This is a genomic window from Geobacillus sp. LYN3 (assembly GCF_003064505.1).
Classification (GTDB): Bacteria; Bacillota; Bacilli; order Bacillales; family Anoxybacillaceae; genus Parageobacillus_B; species Parageobacillus_B toebii.
Genome location: NZ_QCWL01000023.1, coordinates 1 through 3,998, shown reverse-complemented (window position 1 = coordinate 3,998; position 3,998 = coordinate 1). Strand labels below are relative to the sequence as shown.

General features: G+C 42.4%; 4 protein-coding genes. 1 reads left to right on the top strand and 3 read right to left on the bottom strand.

The features are described 5' to 3' along the window. Window positions 1-38: 38 nt before the first annotated feature. Window positions 39-587, bottom strand: coding sequence for a diacylglycerol/lipid kinase family protein (locus DCC82_RS16555; protein WP_233253072.1), 549 nt, complete (start codon window positions 585-587; stop codon window positions 39-41). A 351-nt stretch (window positions 588-938) separates the two neighbouring features. Between DCC82_RS16555 and DCC82_RS16550 the strand changes: the two genes are divergently transcribed. Continuing rightward, window positions 939-2,198, top strand: coding sequence for a Glu/Leu/Phe/Val family dehydrogenase (locus DCC82_RS16550; protein ID WP_097355091.1), 1,260 nt, complete (start codon window positions 939-941; stop codon window positions 2,196-2,198). A 116-nt stretch (window positions 2,199-2,314) separates the two neighbouring features. On the opposite strand, the gene murB is transcribed toward DCC82_RS16550, so the two are convergent. Further along, window positions 2,315-3,247 carry a UDP-N-acetylmuramate dehydrogenase gene (gene murB / locus DCC82_RS16545; protein WP_012749494.1) on the bottom strand — a complete coding sequence of 311 codons (933 nt, stop codon included), beginning with the start codon at window positions 3,245-3,247 and terminating at the stop codon, window positions 2,315-2,317. A gap of 25 nt (window positions 3,248-3,272) precedes the next feature. Next, entirely contained in the window at window positions 3,273-3,725 is a 453-nt protein-coding gene (locus tag DCC82_RS16540) for an OsmC family protein (protein ID WP_097355090.1), read from the bottom strand. Window positions 3,726-3,998: the final 273 nt, after the last annotated feature.

The following is a 3,998-nucleotide window of genomic DNA, read 5'->3' as shown; positions in this document are numbered from 1 at the left end:
TCAATATTCACATCATAGACAAGGAAAGAAGAAAATATTCAGCTCACTTTATGATGTGGCTGAATAGTTACGCCAAGAGAAAGGCGATTGAACAACGACTTTAGTTTGGAGCGATTTACTTTTCGCGAAATTTGCGCATCAAAACCGCAGCCTAAATTGTTCACAAACACCCCTTCTTGTACATGCGGACCTGCAAATCGGCCAATATCACAGGCAGAAAAACAATGGCTTTTCAGTAATAAGAGAATGTGCTCCAACGCTTTTCGAGGATGATTCGGAATGCGGATGCCGCGCGAAAAGTCATTTCCCGTGCCTGCTGGTATATAGCCAACAATACCGTGCTTAAATGGAAAGACACCGTTTGCGATTTCATGGACCGTGCCGTCGCCGCCGATGGCAATAATGGCGGCAGTTTCGCTCGTACTCTCAATGATTTGCCTGGCAATTCGTTTCCCATCACCTTGCTTCTCTGTAAAAAATACTTCATATGAAATATGTTTTTTGCGAAGAACTTTCTCTAATCTTTTCCATACCTTTTTGCACCGCCCATTTTTCGCCGCTGGGTTGACAATAAAATAAAGTTTCATCCTTTCTCCTCCATAAAAACTCCGTTATCAATTTTTCTCAAGGATGCTGTATGTTTATGTGCATATACATTAAATTAACGCTATTGTACATTATTTCTTTAATTTTTATGAAGTAATATCCAACAAATTTACTGCATGCGTGCCATCCTTATCTATCACTTCGAGCTTTTAAATCTAGTTTTGCAATATTCCCATAATAATGTAAAATGATACAATAAACACATAGTTGTTTGATAATTTAAAATTTTAATTGAATAAATATAAAAGTATATGGTAGTATGGTAATAATCTGCTAAACCAATAAGCTACCGTCTATGATCATGCTGCATCATTCATCATCAGAAGGAGGAAATGCCTATGATTGTAACAAAAGAAAACTTAAATCCGTATGAAATCGTCAAAAAACAAATTGAAACGGCGGCAGTGAAACTAGGTTTAGAACCGCACATCATTGAAATTTTAAAAAGACCGATGCGAGTTCTCTCCGTATCATTCCCTGTCAAAATGGACGATGGTTCCATCAGAGTATTCGAAGGATATCGCGCTCAGCATAACGATGCTTTGGGCCCTACTAAAGGGGGAATCCGCTTCCATCCTGATGTTACACTTGATGAAGTGAAGGCATTATCGATGTGGATGTCATTTAAATGCGCTGTCGTCGGACTTCCTTACGGCGGCGGAAAAGGCGGAGTCATCTGTGACCCGCAAACATTAAGCCGTGGGGAATTAGAACGAGTCAGCCGCGGATTTATCGAAGCCATTTCGCAAATCATCGGCCCGGATAAAGATATTCCTGCGCCTGACGTTTATACAAATTCGCAAATTATGGGCTGGATGATGGATACATATAGTCGCATCAATCAATCTTTCTCCCCAGGCGTCATTACAGGAAAACCGCTCATCATTGGGGGATCGAAAGGAAGAAATGAAGCAACCGCACGCGGTTGTGTCATTACGATTCAAGAAGCGATGAAAAAACTCGGACGTCCGTTAAAAGACGCGACCGTCGCGATTCAAGGATTCGGAAACGCGGGAAGAATCGCCGCCAAGCTGCTTGCGGAACTGGGATGCAAAATCGTCGCTGTCAGCGATTCCAAAGGCGCCATTTATGACCCGAACGGATTGGATATAGCGAAAGTGGAATATTTGAAAGATCATCTCACTTTGCTCGACTACGGCGCGGAATATCAAATCGATCCTTCCGCTTTACTGGAACTGAAAGTAGACATTTTAATTCCTGCCGCTTTGGAAAACGCGATCACATCAAAAAACGCCGACCGAGTTCAAGCGAAAATCATCGCAGAAGCGGCAAATGGCCCAATCTCTCCGGATGCAGACCGCATCCTCACAGAGAAAGGAATTATCGTCATCCCTGATATTCTTGCGAACGCAGGCGGCGTAACCGTATCCTACTTTGAATGGGTGCAAAATTTAATGAACTATTACTGGAGCGAAGAAGAGGTGAACAAAAAATTAGCAAACATCATGGTGCAAAGCTTCCACGCCGTTTATGAAGCAGCGGAAGAACATGAAACCGATTTGCGCACAGCCGCTTACATCATTTCGTTAAAACGAATCACAGAGGCGATGAAAGCGCGCGGCTGGGTATAAAAACTAGAAGCAGTTTTGAAACGAAGCCTCACTTGGGGGCTTTGTTTTTTCTGTCTCTATTATTCTCTTTTCAACAAAAAATCCGAACTCGTTTGTGAGTTCGGACCGAATTTCTGTTATTGTTGTTGCTGTTTTATATCCTCCCCGATAATTTTCACCTCTAATTCAAGATCAACGCCGAATTTCTCTTTTACCGTCTTCCGCACCATTTCAATGGTTGCAATATAGTCGGAAGCGGTGGCGTTGTTTTTATTAATAATGAAACCAGCATGCTTCGTCGATACTTCCGCACCGCCGACTCCTTTTCCTTGCAGGCCGCTGTCTTGAATAAGTTTGCCCGCAAAATAGCCAGGAGGTCGTTTAAATACACTGCCGACAGACGGATACTCAAGCGGCTGTTTTGATTCGCGCTGGAACGTTAAATCGTCCATTTTTTCTTTAATTTTTTGCGGATCGCCTTTTTTAAGCTGAAATACTGCCTCTAACACAATATCATGTGTCTTGCTAATAATGCTTGTTCGATAACCGAGCTGCAAATCATCTTTTTTCAAAATCTTACATTCTCCTGTTTGTGTGATAACCTTCACATGATCAATCACGTCTTTGACTTCTCCACCGTAGGCGCCCGCATTCATCATAATCGCGCCGCCGATAGATCCCGGAATGCCGCATGCAAACTCGAGTCCCGTTAAGCTATGTTCTAGCGCAAACCGGGAAACGGCTTTAATATCGGCGCCGCTTTGGGCGATGATTTTTTCCCCTTCCACTTTGATTTCTGTAAGATGTTTTAATTGCATCACAATGCCGCGAATGCCGCCGTCACGCACGATGACGTTCGACCCGTTGCCAAGCAGTGTAAAAGGAAGCTGATATTTTTCTTTTAACCGAACGACTTCCATTACTTGCTCATATGTTGTTGGCCAGACAAGGAAATCCGCCTTGCCGCCAATTTTGACTAATGTATGATATTTCAGCGGTTCATCCCGCAAGACATTTTCTTTCCCGCAAATTTGCACTAATTCTTGATAAATCATTTCATTTGTATACATTGCCTTTCCCTCTTTACTTTTTTATTTATTTTGGTGAAATACGTATATCTGATTCTAATTTCATCTCGACATTTCCTTTTATCGCTCTTGATATCATGCAGCTTTTTTCTGCTTTTTCCGCAAGGAGCGCTGTTTTTTGGACCTCTTTGTCCGTCGCTCCAGCAACCAATGTGATCGCAGGACGGTGAATGATCGTTTTGTACGTAATTACTCCTCTCTCTACTTCCACAATTCCTTCTGATTCCATTGTAAGTTCATTAACCGGAATGGAAGAACGTTCTAACATCGCCGCAAGCGTAATTAAATAACAGGTTGCTGCTGCGCCTAACAACATTTCGTCTGGATTTGTTCCAATTCCTGGTCCATCCATCTCCGGCGGAATGGATACTTTCGTCTTCAACTGGCCAGCGTCAATAAAGCCGCTGCCATTTCTTCCGCCAGACCAATTTGCTTTTAAGAAAAAATGATGTTGTTCCATTGTAATCCTCCGCACCGTGAAAAATCATCCAACGTCATACGCTAATCCATCGTCCGCGTTTTCACGACGGAACGCCATTTCTATTTTACAATAAACGCTCCATTTTGGTAACGAGCAAAATCTAATAATTCTTCCCGCTCCTTAGCAGCCAGTGAGAATCTATTTTTCGCATGGTAGAATAACGAAAATAACCACATTTTTCGTAACTATTCACCCCAGTGCTAGTGTATAAAAAAGCCCAGCACAAATAGGGCATTTCGGTCATAGAAAATG